Annotated in this window: 19 protein-coding genes; 17 read left to right on the forward strand and 2 right to left on the reverse strand. The window is 57.2% G+C overall.

Annotated features, from left to right (window positions below):
• Nucleotides 1-25: 25 nt before the first annotated feature.
• Together HUG12_RS09570 and HUG12_RS09575 are read right to left on the reverse strand one after the other, a co-directional pair.
• Complete coding sequence (locus tag HUG12_RS09570; protein ID WP_179268538.1) at nucleotides 26-385, reverse strand: hypothetical protein; 360 nt, start codon at nucleotides 383-385, stop codon at nucleotides 26-28.
• 91 nt (nucleotides 386-476) lie between these two features.
• Nucleotides 477-1238, reverse strand: a complete 762-nt coding sequence (locus HUG12_RS09575) for a hypothetical protein (protein ID WP_179268539.1) — start codon at nucleotides 1236-1238, stop codon at nucleotides 477-479.
• A 211-nt stretch (nucleotides 1239-1449) separates the two neighbouring features.
• Here HUG12_RS09575 and HUG12_RS09580 point away from each other — a divergent pair, with 211 nt between their 5' ends.
• From HUG12_RS09580 to HUG12_RS09660, 17 genes are all read left to right on the forward strand, one after another.
• Nucleotides 1450-2055 carry an OB-fold nucleic acid binding domain-containing protein gene (locus HUG12_RS09580; protein WP_179268540.1) on the forward strand — a complete coding sequence of 202 codons (606 nt, stop codon included), beginning with the start codon at nucleotides 1450-1452 and terminating at the stop codon, nucleotides 2053-2055.
• A 207-nt stretch (nucleotides 2056-2262) separates the two neighbouring features.
• Complete coding sequence (locus HUG12_RS09585; RefSeq protein ID WP_179268541.1) at nucleotides 2263-2637, forward strand: hypothetical protein; 375 nt, start codon at nucleotides 2263-2265, stop codon at nucleotides 2635-2637.
• Nucleotides 2634-3071, forward strand: coding sequence for an HNH endonuclease (locus HUG12_RS22120; protein ID WP_179268542.1), 438 nt, complete (start codon nucleotides 2634-2636; stop codon nucleotides 3069-3071). The genes HUG12_RS09585 and HUG12_RS22120 overlap by 4 nt, the downstream gene beginning before the upstream one ends.
• A 591-nt stretch (nucleotides 3072-3662) precedes the next feature.
• Nucleotides 3663-5915, forward strand: a complete 2253-nt coding sequence (locus tag HUG12_RS09595) for a minichromosome maintenance protein MCM (RefSeq protein WP_179268543.1) — start codon at nucleotides 3663-3665, stop codon at nucleotides 5913-5915.
• 189 nt (nucleotides 5916-6104) lie between these two features.
• Complete coding sequence (locus HUG12_RS09600) at nucleotides 6105-6428, forward strand: hypothetical protein (RefSeq protein WP_179268544.1); 324 nt, start codon at nucleotides 6105-6107, stop codon at nucleotides 6426-6428.
• A gap of 207 nt (nucleotides 6429-6635) precedes the next feature.
• The gene (locus tag HUG12_RS09605; protein WP_179268545.1) at nucleotides 6636-7373 is read left to right on the forward strand and encodes a hypothetical protein; all 738 of its coding nucleotides are present in this window, start codon (nucleotides 6636-6638) and stop codon (nucleotides 7371-7373) included.
• A 42-nt stretch (nucleotides 7374-7415) separates the two neighbouring features.
• Nucleotides 7416-7562 carry an antitoxin VapB family protein gene (locus HUG12_RS22125; RefSeq protein WP_179268546.1) on the forward strand — a complete coding sequence of 49 codons (147 nt, stop codon included), beginning with the start codon at nucleotides 7416-7418 and terminating at the stop codon, nucleotides 7560-7562.
• A 3-nt stretch (nucleotides 7563-7565) separates the two neighbouring features.
• A complete protein-coding gene (locus tag HUG12_RS09615; protein ID WP_179268547.1) occupies nucleotides 7566-7778 on the forward strand; it encodes a hypothetical protein in 213 nt (70 codons plus the stop codon).
• Complete coding sequence (locus HUG12_RS09620) at nucleotides 7753-9537, forward strand: hypothetical protein (protein ID WP_179268548.1); 1785 nt, start codon at nucleotides 7753-7755, stop codon at nucleotides 9535-9537. The genes HUG12_RS09615 and HUG12_RS09620 overlap by 26 nt, the downstream gene beginning before the upstream one ends.
• 28 nt (nucleotides 9538-9565) lie before the next feature.
• Complete coding sequence (locus HUG12_RS09625; RefSeq protein ID WP_179268549.1) at nucleotides 9566-10078, forward strand: hypothetical protein; 513 nt, start codon at nucleotides 9566-9568, stop codon at nucleotides 10076-10078.
• The gene (locus tag HUG12_RS09630; RefSeq protein WP_179268550.1) at nucleotides 10075-11079 is read left to right on the forward strand and encodes a hypothetical protein; all 1005 of its coding nucleotides are present in this window, start codon (nucleotides 10075-10077) and stop codon (nucleotides 11077-11079) included. Before HUG12_RS09625 ends, HUG12_RS09630 begins: the two co-directional genes overlap by 4 nt.
• A gap of 109 nt (nucleotides 11080-11188) precedes the next feature.
• Nucleotides 11189-11539, forward strand: a complete 351-nt coding sequence (locus tag HUG12_RS09635; protein ID WP_179268551.1) for a hypothetical protein — start codon at nucleotides 11189-11191, stop codon at nucleotides 11537-11539.
• A 26-nt stretch (nucleotides 11540-11565) separates the two neighbouring features.
• Nucleotides 11566-11718, forward strand: coding sequence for a hypothetical protein (locus HUG12_RS09640; RefSeq protein ID WP_179268552.1), 153 nt, complete (start codon nucleotides 11566-11568; stop codon nucleotides 11716-11718).
• 9 nt (nucleotides 11719-11727) lie between these two features.
• Nucleotides 11728-12450, forward strand: a complete 723-nt coding sequence (locus tag HUG12_RS09645; RefSeq protein ID WP_179268553.1) for a hypothetical protein — start codon at nucleotides 11728-11730, stop codon at nucleotides 12448-12450.
• On the forward strand, nucleotides 12443-13966 hold the full coding sequence (locus HUG12_RS09650) for an ATP-binding protein (protein ID WP_179268554.1): 1524 nt from the start codon (nucleotides 12443-12445) through the stop codon (nucleotides 13964-13966). Before HUG12_RS09645 ends, HUG12_RS09650 begins: the two co-directional genes overlap by 8 nt.
• Before the next feature lie 439 nt (nucleotides 13967-14405).
• The gene (locus HUG12_RS09655) at nucleotides 14406-15098 is read left to right on the forward strand and encodes a hypothetical protein (protein ID WP_179268555.1); all 693 of its coding nucleotides are present in this window, start codon (nucleotides 14406-14408) and stop codon (nucleotides 15096-15098) included.
• Nucleotides 15098-17212, forward strand: a complete 2115-nt coding sequence (locus HUG12_RS09660) for an ATP-binding protein (RefSeq protein WP_179268556.1) — start codon at nucleotides 15098-15100, stop codon at nucleotides 17210-17212. The genes HUG12_RS09655 and HUG12_RS09660 overlap by 1 nt, the downstream gene beginning before the upstream one ends.
• The last annotated feature ends 58 nt before the right edge of the window (nucleotides 17213-17270 follow it).

The following is a 17270-nucleotide window of genomic DNA, read 5'->3' on the forward strand; positions in this document are numbered from 1 at the left end:
TGGAATCGGGGGTAGGCACGTGATGTTAGCGGGAGAAGCAGTTACGAACGGAGTCGAACCGGTGTTCGTGATCGAGGGCCGTGCGGGGGACGTGACAGGTCTGGCAGATCTCCTGGTCGAGCAGGGTGTCACCGGCGTCAGTGGGAGTGTAGGCGATGATGAGGTCACGGTCAATGTCGTCGGGGGAGAGGATGTGGGTTTTGACGAGGCCGCGTTCCTGGAGCTGGGTGATACGGCGCCCGATGGTCTGGACGGAGCGTTTGCCGAGGCGGTCGTACGCCTTCGTCTTCCACAGTGGTTCGGCATCGAGCAGACAGAGGAGTTCGAGGTCTAGCTCATCGAGCTGTTCGAGTTGAGACTCCGAAGTAGTGACAGGGTCGGTCATAGGTACAACAACTACCACCGAATCTTTAAAAATCAAAAAGGAGGGTTCCAGCCGCCAAACCGACTGGAACCGAAAGAAGAATCGCGCTCACCTACGCAAGGGCCGTGGCGTCATCCTCTTCATCGCCACTCTCATCTGCAGCCTCAGCAAGCGGATCATCGACCTTCCCAATGATGTACTTCACCGTCGAGTATTCATCCTTCTCCGGATTATCCCGATTCGCATTCTTCAACTGGATCTCGACTTCCATCCCAAGAAGATTCTGCCGCAGATAGTTCTCCAACGCCGCGTTCACCGCATCATTGTCGTCCAGATCCACAGGCTCGAACGGGTTGATCGGCTCACCATCCCGGTCATATAACTGGATGGCGCCTTTATCCTCACCATCCGTGAGAACACCTTCGGCTAGACCCAGCTCGAACAACGTATCGTACAACTTTGCGTTGTTGTAACTGCCAGTGCTCCGAGTGAGCGATGCCTTGGTATACATCTTCATCGGGATGTGGCCTTCTGGGACCTGCTGAAGTGTGTCCCAGTCAATCTCCTCCCGACGCTCGTTGACCGCAGCAATCTCTTCGCGATGCGCCTCAACCTGCTCGAGGACCGCTTCTTCTTTCTCGTCATCGAGGCCGAGTTCGTCGACAGGGATGTACGTGTAGATCTGCAGTACATCCTCTTTCTCATCGTCGTTATCCGACCCCCACGCTTTCCGCGGGTAGATATCGGAGACGTGCCCGATTTTTGCCTTGTACTGGCCGTTGTGCTTAAGTTTGAATTGGAGAGGTTCGACATGTAGTTCGTCTTCGTCGTAATCGGTGCCGTTTCCGCCACCGTCTAGTGCGATATTTGCCATTGTTGATGTTGTCACCTGTTGTGCAGCCGAATTCGTGTGAGCCGGGTGTTCTGCGTGGCTCCAGGTGTTTCGGCCGATGTAACGTGAGTTTCGTATGACCGTTCACAAGACGTGGTCAGTGTCCATGAGCGACAAAAGCTGCTAGCGCTCACTACCCACCTATTATTTAACAATCCTTTTATATATCATAGTTTATGCGAGGGGAGATCATATGACTATCGTTGCAATCGAGGAATCTGCCGAGACGGCCGCCGTGTCGCCAAAGGAACCAGCACCGCAGGAGGTTCGCGAATACATCTTGGACAACACCGACCTGACCGCAGATACCCTCACCGGTGCCCGGAATGAGGTGCAGGCCGAGATCTCGTTCCTCTCGGACGTGGCCGCATACTATCTCATCGCCCAGCGCCACGGCTTGGATCCGGCCGAATTCTTCCAGACCAAGAAGCAGGCGTACGCACTGAAGGTCGGCAACCTCCGGCCGGAGATGCGGTCCGCCGATCTCACTGCAACGGTGAAACAGATCACCCCGATCAACGAGTTCGAACGCGACGATGGCAGCGACGGGAAAGTCTGCAACATCATCGTCGGCGATCAGACCGGGAAAGCGGTGGTCACACTGTGGGATGAGGATACGGCCTATGCCAGCGAGTTCGAGTCGGGCGATAAGCTCCGCATCGAGGACGGGTATACGAAGATGGCCTCCGATTTCTGCCAGAGCCGGTTCGGCTGCGAGGTAGAGTTACGTCTCGGGAACGATGGAACCTTACTGAAACAGACCGGGACCGGCGATGAATGGGTTCCAGTCACAGGGTGAGCTGGAACTAATCACGGAGTTGTTGCCTGTCTCAACTGCTGTCTGTCGAAATCTGTGCGTCAGGACTGTGATGTGGACTTCCGACTGATTTTCTTACTACTGTGGAATAATATCGGGATTGATTCCATAGGTTACAGGAAAATATAGTATATAAACTAGATTACACAAGTTATCATTACGGATACGAATTCGGTGATAAACTTGCAGATGGAACGAGACGATACTGTCAAATTCGAACGAAACATCATAGACAACTCAAACACGCCACAGGTGTCGATTGCCAAGGAGATGATGGCCTACCTCGGTGCACAAATCGGCGACTATGTAGGCTTCAAAAAAACCACGGGAAAATACGGCCGGTTCGGGATCATCCGCGTCTGTGCCCCCGACGACGACGAGTTCCTCGTCAAACGAAAGATCATCAGCAACAACGGAACGCCCCAGTTCTCCCTTCCTGAAGCAATCATGTCCTATCTGGATTTTCAAATGGGGAACGTTGTCAGATACCAACCTGACAAACATGACGGCTGGAAGGCGATGACGTTCTGGAATCCCAACCAGCAGACAGGTGCTGCCGAGTGATAGATAAATGCTTCATCTGCGGGGAAGATAACGAGCACGTTCTTCAACAGCACCATATCGTCCCACGATGGCTCGACGGCTCAGACCGAGATGAGAACCTCGTTCGACTCTGCGCAAACTGCCACCAGGCAATTGAGAAAATCTACACCAGACAAGTGTTTCTCCGCCTAGAATCGAAATTCACAGACCGTGTCACTCAGCTGGTCGCAGACTTTGTGGATAAACATATCACGCACACAGATCGGGAGACCCGAACGCGGACTAGAGACGTCTACGATCAGTTCGTCGAGTACTGCCGGCAACGAGATTCCCGTCCAATTGACCGCCCTTCGTTCCATCGGGAGTTCCGAACCCTTACTACCAGCACTGTGACCATCAAGGAAAACTCAACGAAAACCCGGAAATACTACACTGATCTCCGGATTGAGCGGTGACTTTCTGATGGTATTCTGGACTGACACCCTTTACAAGTACGATCACGGCCGGTTCAAACACCAGAAAAACTGTCCATGCCGAACCTGTCGACGGGCACGACGAGAGCGAGGGCGGTAATATGGCATCTCACGCTTCTCGTACACCCGGTATTTCTGCCCCGTCCCAGTTCCAGAGGAAACCAACCTCCCCCCACCTCGTTTCATGTGGAGCAGAACACGAGACCGGAACCCCCCCTACCCCCAGGGGGAAAAGTGTAATCGGCTTCCACACCCAGTCTCCTCTCGAAATACCGCGTTTCTATAAGTGTAATAGCGGCCAAACCCCACATGTAATAGATGTAATAGGTGTAATAGCCCCTGCACAGATTCTGAAACCCCGGAAAACCCTTCGTACAGAGCCGGAGAACTCATTACATCTATTACACCCATTACACTTTGCATTACACTTCGGAAAAACAGGGAAAATGAACCAGAGAAACTCTCTAACTATACATTACATCTATTACATCTATAATATAATAGTAATAGTAATAGAGGGCGGTTCCACACGAAACGAAGGTCTGATTCGGCAGTTAACGGAGGTTTCAAGCCGTGACGGACAATAATCTAACCGAAAAGCAGAAAACCCTTATTTCGTGTGTAGAACGGTTGAACACTCCATCAACATCCGACCTCGAAGACGATGACGAAGCCAGCGACCTCTACAGCAGCCACAATTCACTGCTCAACGCACTCTCAAACCTTGCTGAAGACGACTACCTCAACTGCGACCGAGGCAACCCCAACACCTGGAGCCTGAAAGAAAAAGGCCGCCGCATCCTGCGGGCGATCCAGCAACGCCAACAACGCCAAACAGACGATATCGCCGACTTCAACGCCGTCGAAGAGTTCGCGGACTTCTTCAAGCAAGCCGCATCCGACGAACTCGCCCGCGCAGAAGCGAACGAATCACACATCTTTCTGGATCTCGATAAACTCGGCCGGTTCAACTCCGAACTTGAACAGCAGGTCCTCACCAACCCCAAGGAGATGATCGAGGACTGCCAAGAGGCACTCACAACCTACTGTGGGCTGGATGCAACCAGCCAACTCGAGGTCCGCATCAAGAACGTTCCCGACATCTACCACAAGACCATCTCTGATCTGTCCTCCTATGACCTCGAGCAGCTCGTCACCATCAAAGGAGTCATCCAATCGGTGACCGCGCCTATGCTGGAAGTGACCTGGGCAGAATTCCAGTGCGTCAAATGCGATAATGTCTACCCGCGAAAACAGACCGGAAGCAAAGTCAAGAAACCGTATAAGTGCGGGCAGTGCAGTGGAAAGGAGTTTCGCGAGACCGATCGCGAATACACGACAGTCCGCTTCCTCCACGTCAAAGAACAACCCGGGCAGAAAATGCGGTCAAAAATTGTGGTCGCTGTCCGCGGCAATCTTGCGATCGACGAACGGCAGAACCTCCAAGCAACCGGCTCAGGCATCAATATCACCGGGTATCTGGAACCGTACAAAGCCCGGAAAACAGCGGATGCCTTCAAGGTCCGACTCCTCGCGAACCATGTCGAGATTGATGACGACAAATGGGAGAACGTGGAGATCACTCCCGACGACCACGACGCAATTCAGGCCATCGCTGACGCAGAAAATACGAAGGATATCGTGGTCCGGAACCTGGCGCGTGATGCGGTCAAAAACCAGCATCTTGTGAAAGAAGCCATCGCGGTCTGGCTCCTCGGGAAAACAGCAGAAGGAAACATTCACACCCTGATTTTCGGCGACCCGGGAACCGGAAAATCAGCGATCGGGAACTATCTGAACTCGCATATGCCACGGGTCGTCAAGTCGGTCGCGACCGGTGCCTCCGGTGTCGGCCTTACCGCATCGGTCTCAAAGGATTCATTGACCGGAGAATGGATTGCAGAAGCCGGTGCAATGGCGATGGCTGACGGGGGATTCCATATCACGGATGAAATCGACAAGCTCTCCGATTCTGAGGATATCTCGAATATGAACGAGGCACTCTCAGACCAGTCGATCACGCTGGATAAGGCCAGTATCCACACCGAGATTAGTGCCGATGTCTCCGAGCTGGCGATCGGGAACCCGAAAGGGTCCACCCTCGTTCAACAGGAACCGGCCTACACTCAGCAACCCATCGATGATTCGAAAAGTGATCTGAAAGACCGGTTCGATATCTTCCTGTGCGTCAAGAAGAACGATCTCAGTGTTGACGAGCAGAAGCAAAAGGAACGAGAGGTTGTCCGGCATATGATCCGCCGCAACCAAAAACTCGATGTGTCTGTTCCGGATGCTGAGAACGGTGATGATGAGGTGATGCGCGTCGATGAGGAGCTGCTGATCAAGTATTTCGCGTACGCACAGCAAGTGCAGCCGCAGTTGACTGAAGAGGCGGCCGAGTTAATGGAGGACCTGTTTTTCGGTGTCCAGAACCCTGAGACCGACGGTGAGTTCTGGGGTCGTCGGCAGGTGATGTCGCTGAAGAAGGTGGCTATCGCGTTCGCTCGGATGAATCTCTCGGAGCACGTTGAGGTTGAACACGTGAGCGAGGCCAGCGATTTCCTGCGCCGGACCTACGAGTCGATGGATTTCAACATCGGGAAGGACAGTTTAGAGAAGATGTCGAGTGCGGATATGCAAAAGCGGGAGACGGTGAAGAACGCTGTTTCGCTGCTGGAGCAGCAGAATGGGGACGAGCCTGTGGATATCGAGGATGTGCTCGAGGAGGTCTCGTTGAGCGAGGAGGAAACGGAGCGAGTGATTAACGATCTGAAGAGTGAGGGTGAGTTGTTTGAACCTGCCAATGGGAAGATAAAGCACCTCTAATGCGGCTTTACGGTTCCAGTATGGGACACGGTGGAAGTCTGGTCCCGATATTTAAATCCAGCTGAGTGAGAGTCTGGTGTCGGTCGCCACGAAGCGGGCGATCGACCGTCTCCCTCCCCCCACTCTCGTTGGTTGGTGGGTTTGGGAGACAACTGAGGGGAGCGGAGCAGCAGGCATGGGTGAGATGCGATGGCGAACGAATACGACCCGAACCAAGTGTTGGACTACGAAGCAGAGCTAAACGCGATGCAGCCACCGACCCGTCGGCTGGGCGTGGGTGAGGACTGGTCCCGGGACGATACCCGGTACGACAACTGTGTTGCGGTGTGGCGACACGGCTCGGGTGATGAGCTCATCGTGTATCGGCGGGCCGCAGCGGGGCCGGATGAGGACCGGTATCAGGTGGTGATGAAGTCGGCGGCATCAGGTGCGTTGCGGCCGGTTCAACCGTTTCCGTCGAGTGAACAGGCGGAGGCGTTCGTCGAGGGAATGCTTGTAAATCTCGGTGAGTAACAGGGTTGGGTATGGGGCGTGAGGAGGAGTTTCGGGTGACGCAGGCGATGTGGTGGCAGATCGAGCCGGTGGTGGCGGATGCGGTGGCGAAGCGTCGTGACGACTGAGGCGGGGAGCGGCGACTTATTTAAAGGAGTTCTCCCCACACCGTTTTTAGATGACGTGAGGGTGAGAAATTGGATACCGGACTGATTGTGCATGGCTCGTGTGATAGGTGTCCACGGGAGCGTGTTGAACTGTTTTCTCGGCGGGAGCGCGGGAGTGTCCGGCGCCGGATCAAGCACGGGGCGTTGGTCTGCTGGCACTGCCTTCGTGGAGCGGGGTGAGGCGGTTCTGGACTGGCGCGTATGGCTACTGAAATTCTTGAAGTTGAGCTGGTCAGGGACCAGACTCGGTGTGTCGCGGGTGGTCTTATTCTGGAAGGGTGGTGTCTGGACGTACGTCGGGATCTCGCTTGTTCCGGTCGCGGAGAACTGGCCGGCGATCAGTCGACTGGTCCAGGAGCGGTCGTGGGCGGCCGTTGGCAACCTGTTTGGTTCGGTCGGGTCGAATGTTGCGGCAGCACTTGGTGAGGGGGCGGCGGCGGCACAGCAGTTGCCGTCGTCAACTGGCTGGGCCTCTGTTGAGGTGCTGGGTGTGGCTGTCCCGGTGTTGGCGTGGATGGTGTTGTTGGGGACGGTGGTCGTGTCGGTGTTTACTATTGCGTGGTATTTTCGGACGATGCATCTTGGTGTGAAGGTGTTCGGTGGGGAGAATGTGCCGCCGGTGCTGAGTTTTCTGTTTGGCGTGCTGGTCTTCGGGTTGCTGGTATGGGGTGTGACCGGGTCGTTCCCAGTCGACGAAATCGTGGGGATGATAGAGCATCTGCGGCAGTGGCTGGATTCGGTGCATGCAGGTGATGTACCGGGATTGGAAGGGAACCGATCTGGGAATGTGACGCGATGAAGTCCACAGAATTGATACTTTTATAAAGGAACTTACAGGAATGTGTGGACAGGTGAAGGAATCTTGGGGGAGGCGAAGAATATCTCGGTACAAGAGAAGGTCTACGACCGCTTAGATGAGCAACGAGCACCAGGTCAGAGCTTCTCCGGGTATATTGAACAAATATTGAATGAACGAGAGGAGGACTAACCAATGTTCAGCGTTACTGAGACGGTTGAGACCCAACTGGTCGTACTCATCAAACTCCTGGTCGGTATCGTTGTTGCAGCCGGCGGCACAATCCTCTTGCACCGTATCTACGGCCCTGAAGCCGTTATTTTCGCGGTCTTGCAGACCGTCGGTGTGCTGCATCTCGTGATCGAGTATAAAGAGAGGCGAGGTGATTCGGCTGAGCCTGCAGCATAAACTCGGGTTCATCGCCGGCATTCTTGTCCTCCTTCTGGGGCTGGGCGGTGCTGCTGAGGTCTCAGTCAACCAGACCACAACCGAGCTCGAACCCGGGACGAACCAGACCCTCGGCCAGCTCACGGTCAGCAGCGAGACGAACGACACCGAGATCCTCGACACAACCCATAATTTCCCGTTCCCGGTCTGGCTCGTGAACCAGTCCCGGACCACCACCGCCGCGAACAACACGACGCACACCCAGCTGTCGGCCGACATCCTGGTACGGCCACCACACGATTTCGAACCAGGAAACCGTTCGAACACGTTCTATCTCATACTACCAGCGGAAAGCCACCAGATCCAGTTCGACTACGCGATCCGCGAAATCCGGAACTGGTCTGTGACCCCGACTAACCTGACGCAGAACGTCTCGGTCGGGTCCAACGGCCTGTTTGGAACGCTGGCGGTGCACCAGGACGGTAACGCCGATCAGACCATCACAACGAATGTGACCGGCAACCTGAGTCCGTTCCTCCGGGTCGAACCATCGTTCAGTGTGCATCCGGACACCCCGCACGAAGCGAGGTTAACATTCCAGGTCCCGGAATCGACGCGGTTCGGAAACTATTCCGGACGCCTGCTGTTGACCAGTGGTGAGGACGAGACCCGTGTGAATCTTTCAGCGGTGTTCCTCGATCAGATCTCCCCAACGATCCAGACAATGGAGCTGCCGGAATCGGTGATGGCGACCCAGCCGGCTCCATGGCTGCTGGAGATTTCTGACAATCTTGCGGTTGACCAGGTAACGGCCAACGTGTCAAAGGTCATCACGGTCACGGAAGGCAACGACACCGTCCGTACCAACACGTCCGTGACATCGGTCGAGTTCACCCACGAGGCGAACACCGACGAGTGGACCGCCGAGTTCACCGACACCGCCGACATCACCCAGTACTACGCAAACCTCTCGATCACGGATACAGCGGGCAACACCGTCCACCGCATGCACGCATTCACGGTTGCCGGGCTTTCCGCGGTGGATATTACACAGTCAAATTTCCAGTTCACCTCGATCCGGCACAAGGAGCAGGCAACGGACCAAATCCTGACGAACAGCGTTGACTCACCGTTCTCCCTGCAGTTGGACCGGTTCGAATACGCCGGCAATGCGTCCGTCCAGGTCGGCGTGCTGGCACCGGATGAATCAACCCCGGAATACTTCGATGCGACAGGGTCCAGCATCGAGTTCACGCAACCGGGCGAGTACCAGCTCGTTGTGGATTCACGCGAGGAGGAATCCGCGTCCGGGGTGTACCGGTTTGATGGTCGCCTCACAGTATCGGTCCCGGACCAGCACGAGAACGTCTCCGACATCGTGTTCGGCGGGCAGATCAACAGTGACGAGTACCCGGAACCACGGGAGCTGCGGATCGATGAGTTCGAGGGGTTCATCGGGTATGACAACGTCCTCGAGGAGTTCGAAGCCCGGTTCGGCCCGGTGGGTAGTGATGGGAGTCGGACGTACACGTATTTCCTGGGCCGGGTGCCGGCGGAGAACTGCCGCGGGTTCGCGAACTGGGATGGCTGCCGGACGATCTCGTTAGGCGAGCTCGAACGGGAACTGGACGCGGCGGATACTGCACAGACCCAGCGCGACCTGGCGGTTGGACTGGCTATTGTTGCGGTGCTGGCCGCAGTGGTGTTCACGTATTGCTATACACAGATTGTGCGGCACCGCGGAGCGATCATGGCGTATCACCCGCGGAAACGCGAGTAACACAGAGTAGAGTAGGTGACAATGAAGAATGGTATTCAGCAACGATGAGAAAAAGGAGCGGATTCCCTTAGATGACCGGATCTGGGGGATCGAAGGCATGTATCACGGGAAACGCGAAGCGAAGGGGCATGACGGGGATGAACCGGTGTACTATGTCCAGTACAAGCCGGACGTCGAGTTCAGTTCCTGGTTGAAGTACTGGCTGGCAGTCTTATGGCCGTTCTCGTCGATTGAGGACGGGCTGTGTGAGACGCCGGAGCCGATTCCGGAGTCGATGATTCAGGATCAGAAGACCCCGCCGACTGAGGCGGAGGGGGTCCCGAAGTTCAAGAAGGTCTTGTTGCGGGATAAGAACGGGAATCAGCCGTATCAGGCCCGGCTCGAAGAGGAGCTTGGGAAGGATCTGAAAGCGGTGTCCCAGCAGAAACATGAGAAGGAAGGTGATCGTCGACGGCAGGCCGCCAAACGTCATAAGGAACGACGGCGGAACAGCGGTGAGTCGTCGGGGTCCGCGAGTACTGCAGGAGGCGAGTCGTGGTGAGCGCGAACTTGTCGTATGTGGAGGATGCGCGGTCAGAGCGGTTCGGGCAGGTGATTGCAGACCTGCGGAAGGAATCGGTGGATGATGAGTCGTATGCGGACTTTGTCTCCCGGGTCGATAGCATCACCGCGCAGGTCGATGAGATCATCGAGAGCGAGCAGGAGGACCGCCAGAAGCTGCTGCAGGAACGTGAGCAGATCTTGGAGCGTGAAGGCGAGGAAGAACTGGTGCGGCTCCGGGAGGATGGGCTTGCGCCGGCTGAGTTAGAACGGGTCGAAAGTGAGCTCAGGGAGGTTACGCGGAAGATCGAGGACTGGTTTGCGTACCGGTCGGACCTCCAGAAGGTGAAGGCTGGGAAGGTGAAGGCTGTCCTGGATGAGATGGATACGCTGGATATCCAGGCCCGGGTGTACGAGGAGTTGGATGACCGTGTGAAGGACCGTGTCGACGAGGTCGAGACCGACATGGATGACTTGGAGACTGACCTGCGAACGCAGTTCACGGAGTTCAAGGCTGAGATGAAGCAGGAGCGCCGTGATTACCGTGAGGGGTTGCGTGAGGAACGTCGGCGTGACTGGGACTTGATCTCGGAGGTGCTGCAGAAGGCGATTCAGGCGCTTGACCGCGTTGGGCTGTCACCGTCCGGGATGCAGCAGCGGGTGGCGGACCATAGTGACCGGGAGTTACCGTTGGAGGCCCCGGCAGAGGGGTTGTCCACGGGCGAGGCGGAGGCTGATCCTGCAGTCTTGGGTGATGATGCGGACGAAGGTGACGCTGCGGATGCCGATGCTGAATCGAAGTATCGGTTCAAGGATCGACCGAGTGAGGAGCGGTTGGCCGAGTTCAAACGGTTGGTCTCGGAGGAACCGGTCCAGGAGTTGACCAAGCAGGAGATCGTGGAGTTGACTGACCTGAGTTGGGGTGGATTGTACGATAAGGAGCGAGGAACCCTGGTGCGCGTGGAGCAAGAGTTCGATATCGAGTTCCCGGAACTCCACTGACCAGTGGAGAAGTGTCTACGAAAGACACGCACACGGATACGATATATTCCCGAGTGAGCGGGATATACTGCCATGCGAATTTCGTCGCGTGAGACGGAGGTGAGACTAGATGGATTACAGTGTGAGAATCAGACGACCAGCAACAGCGAACGCCCGCCAGTACGGGTTCGAATACGTTCATTACACCCTCGCATACCTGCGCGACCTCCCCGACCTCCGTGGCGAAGACACGGACCGGATCCGTGAGGTCATCCAAGACCATCTCGTCGACGGACTCTCCCTTCGCGACGATGTTGATCTCGAGACCACAGAACACGTCGTGGTCATCCCCAACCCGAGCATCGGCGTCAAACACCGGAAAAACACGAAAGCGATCTACAACGACGAACTGGCGATCCCGGACACAGTCATTGACGCCCACGAACAGGACTCACAGCGGAGGGGAGCACCATCGCAGTAGACCAGTCACTGCTTCGGCTGTACACGATGATCGCCGGGTTCATCCCACTCTTGGTCGGGGCAGCCTTCTTCCGGATCCGGTCTGACGGCCTCGGGTTCACCGTCGGCTACATCACCGGGCTGTTACTCGTGGTGGCCGGTGCCCCGCTCCTGATCGGATTGGTCGCGACCTTCGGGTGAATGCCTCGTATGGATGATACGCTGAAACTCATCGGTGCCGCCACCGGCGTGATCGGGCTTGGCCTGCTCAGTGCCTACTATACCGGGACGTGGGAGGACGAGCTGGTGCTGTATCTTGGGCTGCTGGTGTTGGCCGGTGGCCTGCTCTACATCGTTGTGAAACGTGGGTACCTGGAGTCGGTGACGGAGAAGCTGGAAGCGGCGGACTCGTTGACACCGGGATTCGGGACGGTGAAAGACCTCGATGTCCTGTGGGCTGACTTGCAGGCGTGGGAAGCAGAAGATCCGCGGAACACCGAGTTGGTGTGGAACCACCAACTGACCGATACCTCGATGATTGCGGTCCCCGCTGAGAACCCGGAATTCTTCCTGTACTCGATTATGACGCCGACAAAGACGGAGGGTGAAGACCTCCATATCGTGGTAGAGACCACGACCGGGTCCATCCTGCATCACGTCTCGAACGATGAGGACTACGAGTATGAGAAGAACCGGCCGTTCGACTCCGTGCCGTTCGTCCAGGAGTTCCGTCTGGCGATGATGCTGAACGTGATGGAGCGGAAGGAAGTGAAAAACTGGTTTAAGAAGGCGTCGCTCGGCCAACTGCCCGGTGGCTACCGGCCAACACCGATGGACCGTGAGACAGAACAGGCGATGACTGACGCGACGAACGGACAGTGGCACGCCGAGCATCCTGACGAGGGAGTCGGTGAGGCGGACCGAGATGAGTGACCACGTGGAGACTGACGACGCTGGGTTAAGCCGCGTTGTGCAGTCATCGTTCGACAGTAGCCCGAACCCGGCGTTCCGGCGGATGACGAAGAAGCCGGAGATTGAAGCGACCTACGACCCGGACCGGATTTTCATCGGGTGGAGTCTCGGAGGGAAAACACTCTTCGAGCAACTGGTTGACCGGTACAAGACCCGGTTGAAACGGCAGGGTATCACCGATTATCGAAGCCTGCGGAATGATGCGATTCTGTACGCGCTCGAGGAGTTCCCCGACCATCTTGGCAACGAGAAGTGGGTAGAACCCGTGTTCATGGACCGGGCCAGTGCGGACGTGCTCTTGATGGGTGGACAGCGAGGCTCCGGCAAATCGTTCAACATCCGGGCGATGAGCAACCGCAGCGCAGAAGCCGGGGTCACCAACATCCTCCTAGATCCGAAGCACGAGTACTACACGAACCCGATGTACCGTGGGATTCAATCGGACCTGGCGTATCTGCGGGACGGTGAATCCCCGACCCCGATTCAGACGGTCGTGCTGATGCCGTATTTTGTGTACAAAGCCCGGCAGGACAAGGGGCTGCCCCAAAGCGGCTATGATTACGTGAACGTCTTCCAGTTCTCGTTCGACGATCTGACCGCGGACGAGATCCACTTCATCCTCACGAACCTCGATGACCACCGGGATTACCAGGTGCTGGCCTCCGAGGTGTCCTACCGCGTCAAAGACCGGAACTATCGCGTTGAGAGCTGGGATGACGTCTTCGCTATCGCATGGGAGTTGGATGAAGAGGGTGCGTTCAACTGGGACAACGGCCAGCGCGTCCGCCAATTGAAGAACACGGTGCGGACCACGTACCAGAACTACGAGTTCCTCGGGAAGAACCGGCCGATCGAGCGGCGGGAACCGGGGGAAGACGGCATCACCTACCGCAATCTCGCTGAGTGCCTGCAGAAGTACAACACAGTCGTGCTCTCGCTGCAGGACGGGGATGCGCTTCCCTCCAGTCTCAAGATGAAAGAACTGTACGTCGCCATCCTGATCAAGAAGGTTCGAAACCTCCGGCAGCGAAACGTGGTACCCGGCCCCATCTCCTGGCGGTTCGACGAGGCACACAAAATCGTCCCACAGCAGTACACTGTACGAGAGTATCCCTCGAAAAAGCAGGCGCGGCAGATGATCAAGGAGGACCGCTCGCTCGGGTTCCGGATCGACCTTGCAACCCAAACACCGAACGATCTGGATATGGACAACTTCCTCGACCAGCTGCGGCACGTGTTCATCCCGCAGAATATGTCGGATACGTCTCGCACGTCTGGTGAACCTAGTCCTCGGAAGATCATGCTGAGCTTGGGCCGGGTGTATGAGTCCGCGGACCGCCAGCGGGGGAAGTGGGATGCGATCTTCGATGCGATGGCAGAGGTATTCGAATACTCGTGGCTGTACATCGATAAGAAACGAGACTACTGGACCGTGTTACGGCCGGCCTCGCCGTTGGCAAACCATCTGCAGGAATAACGGTCGGTACCGATTCGGTCACCCGGCCACAGCCCGGTTCCAGCCTGCTCCGCCCGTGGAATTCCATTCTCAGTTTTAAACACTCGCTGCCCCACACACCGCCTATTCAACACCCGATAGGTGATCCCCGATTCCACGCGACCTCTATACGTTCGGCAGTTTAGACGACCTCTACGAAACCGCAGACACCCTCCCTGACGCGGAGAAAACCGGGCAGATCCTCGCCGTCGACGACGACCGCGAGGACTCCCAGTCACTGGGCTGGCGCTCACCCATCTACCTAGAGGACCAGGCCGTCGGTGATGTCTCCGCGAGCGATGACTACTACCATGTCATCCAGTACGGTGACATCCTCGAGGCGGTCGGCACCGCCCTCGAACGCCACACGGATACGGTCTCTCCCCGCGGGTACGTCCGGCTCTCAGAGTCCGGCCACCGCATGACCGGGTACATCGACTTCGACGGGTTAGACGCCGAACCACAACAGGGAGATGTCATCGACCTCGGGGTCCAGGTCCAAGCCGGTCACACCGGGTTCCACGGCGTCAACTACGATATCGGTGCGGAACGCCAGATCTGCAGCAACGGGATGACCGCGTTCATCTCCGACCTGCATTTCGACCAGACCCACAGCGAACCCTTACAATACGGGTTGGCCCAGCACGCGGTTGACTCCGTTATCGACGGGGTGGACACGGTCGAACACCGGTTGCAGGATGCGGCCGGCCGCGAGTTCGTGAACCGGGATGAAGCCATCCTCGTCCTGTTTGATACCGGGCTGGACGCGTTCTTCGATGAGCCGTACGACGTGTTCACCGATGCGCTGGACGCCGAACTTACCGACACCGAGACTGCACCATCCTTGTATGAGACGTACAATGCGGCGACGCGGGCGGTGACCCATGGCGGTGACTTGACCGGTACCGATCGGGATCGAGCACTTGGGCAGGCCGCGACCTTGCTGGACCGGCGTGGGGACCTCCCGGAGACAGCCCTGCTCGGGCAGACCGCGGTTGAACGTCGTATCGACACCTACGCCGGTGACGGGGACGAGGTGGAGCCGTACTGGTCCGGTGAAGCGGAAACCCTGCAGGACTTGGTGGCCGCCCACGGCACCGACTCGGCGATGTGATGGATGCGGACCGCCTCCTCCGGTTGCTGGACCGGGCTGACCTCGCGGACAATCAACGGATGCAGGAGCTGGTGCGGATCGTCTCCCAGACCGGTGGGACGCGGACCGCCGAGTACGCCGAACAGCTCATCACGCACCGTGTCAGTCAGCAACTACAGTACCCGTTTTCGGTAGACAGTTACCCGTTAGCCACGGTCCCCGGCCCGGAACAACTGTATCTAGGAAACGTGATCGGGACCGCCCGCCAGTTCACGCTGGAAGAACAGGTGCTGCGGCGGCACGTCGAAATCGCTGGCGCCACCGGCACCGGGAAAACCACACTCCTCTACCAACTCCTCACCGGGACCAACGCACCATTCTGGGCCTTCGACCGGAAACAAGATTATCGCCAACTCCTCCACGTCCAGCCCGATGTCTTGGTGCTGCCTTGGGAACGGCTCGGGCTGAATCCCTTAATCCCGCCGCCCGGCGTCTCCCTGCGCTTATGGACCTGGGTGTTCGCAGAACTGTTCGGTCACGTCCACGCGTTACTGTCCGCTTCAAAGAACCGGCTCAAGTACGATTTAGCCACGGTGTATCGTGACCATGGCTTCGAGCTTCACCCGCGCCGGTACAGCGAGGATCTGATCCGGGAGGTAGTGGCGGGGACCCGGTCGATGCCGCCGGACCCGCGGCCCGATCCGGCGAATGTGACGTATCCTACCATGGTTGAGTTGCAACAGCAGGTCGAGGACGGGGGTGACGGCTCCTACAAGGACCGGCAGTACGGGGCAACGGTTGCGAACCGGATGCGGGATGTGACGGACGTTGCCGGGCCTCTGTTCACCGCTGACCGGAACCCGCCGCTGGAGCAGTTGATGACCCAGAAGGTGGTCTGGGAGTTCGGGCAGCTCGGTGCGGATATTCAGAACTTTCTCATGGAGTATTTGCTGGTCTACGTCTACACCTACCGGTTGGCGAACGATCTGCGTGATGAGGATGCGCCGCTGCTCATGTTTGTGATTGATGAGGCGAAACGATTGTTCTCCCGGCACAAGGAGCAGCAGGCCGCGGCCGGTGAGCCTCTGGCGAATGACCTCTTGGAGAAGGTGCGCGGGTTCAACATGGCTTTGCTGATCGCGTCGCAGGAACCACGGAAATTGACTGAGACGGTGCGGGCGAACACGTATACGAAAATCCTGTTCCGACTGGAGAGCGGTGATGAGCGCCAGGTTATGGCGAACGCGATGGGACTGTCGAAGCCTCAGCGAGTATTTGCGGAATCTACCCTGGACGTGGGGAATGCGTTGGTCTCGGTCGGGCCGAATGAGGCAGTGCCAGTTGCGTTTACGAATGTGGACACCAGCGAACCCGTCCAGTACGAGGAACTCGTTGCCTCCCAATATGCCCAATGGGATGCCGTGTCGGGTGACCCCGCTTCTGATACATCTAGCTCTACTGTACTTGGCGGTGCTGAACAGACCGAACCCACCGATACAGTGTCTGTGGCGGACGAACACGCCGAGAAACCCGTCACCGAGTCACCTACTCAGCTATCCGATGAGGCGGCGGTTCTCTTGCAGGATGTGGTTGAGCATGAGTTCCGCCCGGTCACGGAGCGGTATCCGCGGGTTGGTGGGAAGAAAGCAGGGATCTCGGCGAAACAGGAGTTGCGCGACAACGGGTTCATCCGCGAGAAGTTTGTGACGTTGCAGACTGGTCGCATGAAGTTGTTAGAATTGACGGATGCTGGTCGGACCTATTTGATGGAGCAGGGTACTGAGGTGTCGCGTGTTGGTCGTGGCGGTGTTGTCCATCGGTTTTGGCAGTACCGGGTGAAGCACCTGCTTGAGGAGCAGGGGTGGACGGCGACGCGTGAAAAGGCGGATGCCGATGTGCTGGCGGAAACCGGTGACCGGGTCGTTGCTGTTGAGGTCGCGTTGCGTGATCGAGCTCGGGAAGTTGAGCACGTTCGGGATCGCTTAGCGGCTGGTGCGGATGCGGTGATTGTGTTAGGGAAGACACGGGCGATCTGTGAAGGATTGAAGCAGAAACTCGATGAAGAGGGTTTGTTGAGGCCGAGCGTTGTGATTGAGGTCGTCCGGGCGTTTGAAGGGGTTCAGGCGGTCGAATAGTGGTGTTTGCGGACCGTTCAAACCCGCCGAATTAGTGGGTACTGGAAGGAGAGATTCA

This window comes from Halorarum salinum (assembly GCF_013402875.1).
In the GTDB taxonomy this organism is placed as follows: Archaea; Halobacteriota; Halobacteria; order Halobacteriales; family Haloferacaceae; genus Halorarum; species Halorarum salinum.